Genomic DNA, 2,569 nt, shown 5'->3' with positions numbered 1-2,569 from the left:
GGCCCGCCGCGCGTCCGGGTGGGTCAGCAGCTGCGCAGCTCCGGGCTCTGGTTGCGGATCTGGTTGTGCAGCGAGGTGAACTCGCGGTAGGCGTCGCCGTCCTCGGTGCCGGGGCGGAAGGCGCCGACGCGGTGGCAGTTGACGAAGGCGAGCTTGACGCCGAAGTGGTCCTCCAGGCTGCCGCGGATGGCGTTGCTGGCGAGCGCGCGCAGCAGCTGGGCGCGCTCCTCGTCGGTGGGCGTGGTGTTGTCGGTGGTGAACTCGTCCTCGGTGCCGCTGAGTTCGGTGCTGAGCCCGGCGACGACCTGGTAGGCGTAGGGGAGGGAGGCGCGCACGGTGTCGAGGAAGTCGGCCTGGTTGACCCGGCCGTGCTCGGCCTGGGCGAGGAGGGCGGGGGAGACGTCGAGCGACATGGGTGTCCTCTTTCGCGGAGTCTGGTTATCGAAGATGAAAACCATTGCAAGATGGACTGTCGGCGATGTCCGGACGCCCTGTCAAGTGCCGTCCCCCGAAGGGCTGACGGGCGGCGCCTCCCGGTCGGCCCTGATGACGAACAGGGCGATCAGCGCCGCGAGCACGGCGAAGGCCAGGCCCATGTCGAACGCCCTGGAGATGCCGTGCGCCAGCACCTCGGACGAGTACGGCGCCGGCAGCTTTCCGGTGGACCGGAACCGGGCCGCCTGCTCCGGGGTGGCCTGCCGCAGGAACGCGCCGACCTGCCGGCCGGCCTCGGTGCGGCCGGCCGCACCGTAGACCGTGACCAGGATCGACAGCCCCAGCGAGCCGCCCACCTGCTGGGTGGTGTTGAGCATGCCGGTGGCCGCGCCGGTCTCGTGCGGGGCGACCCGGGAGACCACCGTCAGCGTGGCCGGGACGAAGATCGAGCCCATCCCGAGGCCGAACAGCAGGGTCGGGCCGAGGACCCCGGTCAGGTAGCCGCTGTGGGCGTCGAGCCGGGTGGACCAGAACGCCCCGCCCGCCACCAGCAGCGAGCCCACCACCAGGAACGGCCTGCGCCCGTACCGCAGCTGGTTGCGGGCGGCGAACTGGGCGGCGACGACGCTCGCGGCGCTGATCGGCAGGAAGGCGAGGCCGGCCCGCAGCGGGCTGAACCCGAGGACGTCCTGCACGAACAGGGTCATGAAGAAGAAGATGCTGAACATGGTCGCGGCCACGCAGAGCAGCAGCCCGTAGGCGCCGGAGCGGTTGCGGTCGCGGAACAGGTGCAGCGGGGTGATCGGCTGCGGCGCCCGCCGTTCGTGGAACAGGAAGGCCGCCAGCAGCAGCGCGGCGAGGCTGAACGAGGTGAGCGTCACAGGGTCGGTCCAGCCGTGGTCGGAGGCCCGGATGAAGCCGAAGACCAGCGAGACCATGCCCGCCGTGGCGGCGAACGCGCCGGTCAGGTCGAAACGTCCGGGGTGCCGTTCGGACTCGTTGATGTAGAGCGGCGCCAGCAGCGCGATCGCGATGCCGATCGGCACGTTGACGAACAGCACCCACCGCCAGGACAGCCAGGAGGTCAATATCCCGCCGGCGAGCAGGCCGACGGCGCCGCCCGCCCCCGCGACGGCCGAGTACACGCCGAAGGCGCGGTTGCGGGCCGGGCCCTCCGGGAAGTTGGTCGCGATCAGGGCGAGCGCGGTCGGCGAGGCGATCGCCGCGCCCAGGCCCTGGAGTGCGCGCGCGGCCAGCAGCCAGCCGGAGGACTGCGCGACGCCGCCGAGCAGTGAGGCGAGGCTGAAGATCAGGACCCCGGCGACGAACACGCGCCGGCGCCCGAGGATGTCGCCCATCCGCCCGCCCAGCAGCAGGAGCCCGCCGAAGGTGAGGGTGTAGGCGTTGACGACCCAGGACAGGTCGGTGGTGTTGAACCTCAGCGCCTGCTGGATGTGCGGCAGGGCGATGTTCACGATCGTGACGTCGAGGACCACCATGAGCTGGGTGGCCGCGATGACGGTGAGGGCTGTCCCCGGGTGCTGGCCGCGTCGTGCGGGTGCGGGCGGCGCCGGGGCCAGGGCGCGCGAGGTGACCATGGCAGGTCCCCCAATGGCTCGGGAGCGAACGACGGTGAGGGGCGGGTCCGTCCACTGACACCGGCAGTATCCCCGAGGTATAGGGAACACAATCGTTCATTACCGACAACCGGCTGATTCCGGACCCACACCACTCCTCCGGGCGCGGTGCGGCGGCGGAAAACCCGGGGCACGGCCCGCCGCGGCCATGCTCGCCGAACTGCGCAGGACGGCGCCCCCGAACGTGCGGACCGTCCGGGCCGCGTTCGAGGACCTGCGGCCGGGCGGGACGTACGACCTGGTCTACGCGGCGGCGGCCCTGCACTGGACGCGCCCGGAGGGCCGGTGGTCGCGGGTGGCCGAACTGCTGGAGCCGGAGGGCGTGTTCGCCAACCTCGGCGGGCCGTTCCAGCTGGCCGACCCGGCCGTCGAGGAGGTCGTGCGGGCGGCCGACCTCACCGTCCATCTCGCGCGCCGGTGATCCGGGCGGCCGGGACACCGACTCGCGCGCCGGTGATCCGGGCGGTCAGGACACCGGCTGTGACGTCGAAAAGCGG

General features: G+C 72.2%; 3 protein-coding genes. 1 reads left to right on the top strand and 2 read right to left on the bottom strand.

Annotation, left to right across the window (positions count from 1 at the left end; translation table 11 throughout):
• Window positions 1-23 precede the first annotated feature (23 nt).
• Entirely contained in the window at window positions 24-413 is a 390-nt protein-coding gene (locus ACFV6I_RS39010) for an SCO5389 family protein (protein ID WP_380430982.1), read from the bottom strand.
• Window positions 414-494: 81 nt separating this feature from the next.
• Entirely contained in the window at window positions 495-2,033 is a 1,539-nt protein-coding gene (locus tag ACFV6I_RS39005) for an MFS transporter (RefSeq protein ID WP_380430979.1), read from the bottom strand.
• Between the two features lie 187 nt (window positions 2,034-2,220).
• Here ACFV6I_RS39005 and ACFV6I_RS39000 point away from each other — a divergent pair, with 187 nt between their 5' ends.
• Window positions 2,221-2,493 carry a class I SAM-dependent methyltransferase gene (locus tag ACFV6I_RS39000; protein WP_380430976.1) on the top strand — a complete coding sequence of 91 codons (273 nt, stop codon included), beginning with the start codon at window positions 2,221-2,223 and terminating at the stop codon, window positions 2,491-2,493.
• The last annotated feature ends 76 nt before the right edge of the window (window positions 2,494-2,569 follow it).

Origin of the sequence: Kitasatospora sp. NPDC059803 (assembly GCF_042732255.1) — a bacterium.
In the GTDB taxonomy this organism is placed as follows: Bacteria; Actinomycetota; Actinomycetes; order Streptomycetales; family Streptomycetaceae; genus Kitasatospora.
This window is presented reverse-complemented; position numbering and strand designations above follow the sequence as displayed.

Excerpts from the sequence above, each read along its gene's own strand:
- ACFV6I_RS39010 (WP_380430982.1), bottom strand. The coding sequence starts at position 413 with ATGTCGCTCGACGTCTCCCCCGCCCTCCTCGCCCAGGCCGAGCACGGC.
- ACFV6I_RS39005 (WP_380430979.1), bottom strand. The coding sequence starts at position 2,033 with ATGGTCACCTCGCGCGCCCTGGCCCCGGCGCCGCCCGCACCCGCACGA.
- ACFV6I_RS39000 (WP_380430976.1), top strand. The coding sequence starts at position 2,221 with ATGCTCGCCGAACTGCGCAGGACGGCGCCCCCGAACGTGCGGACCGTC.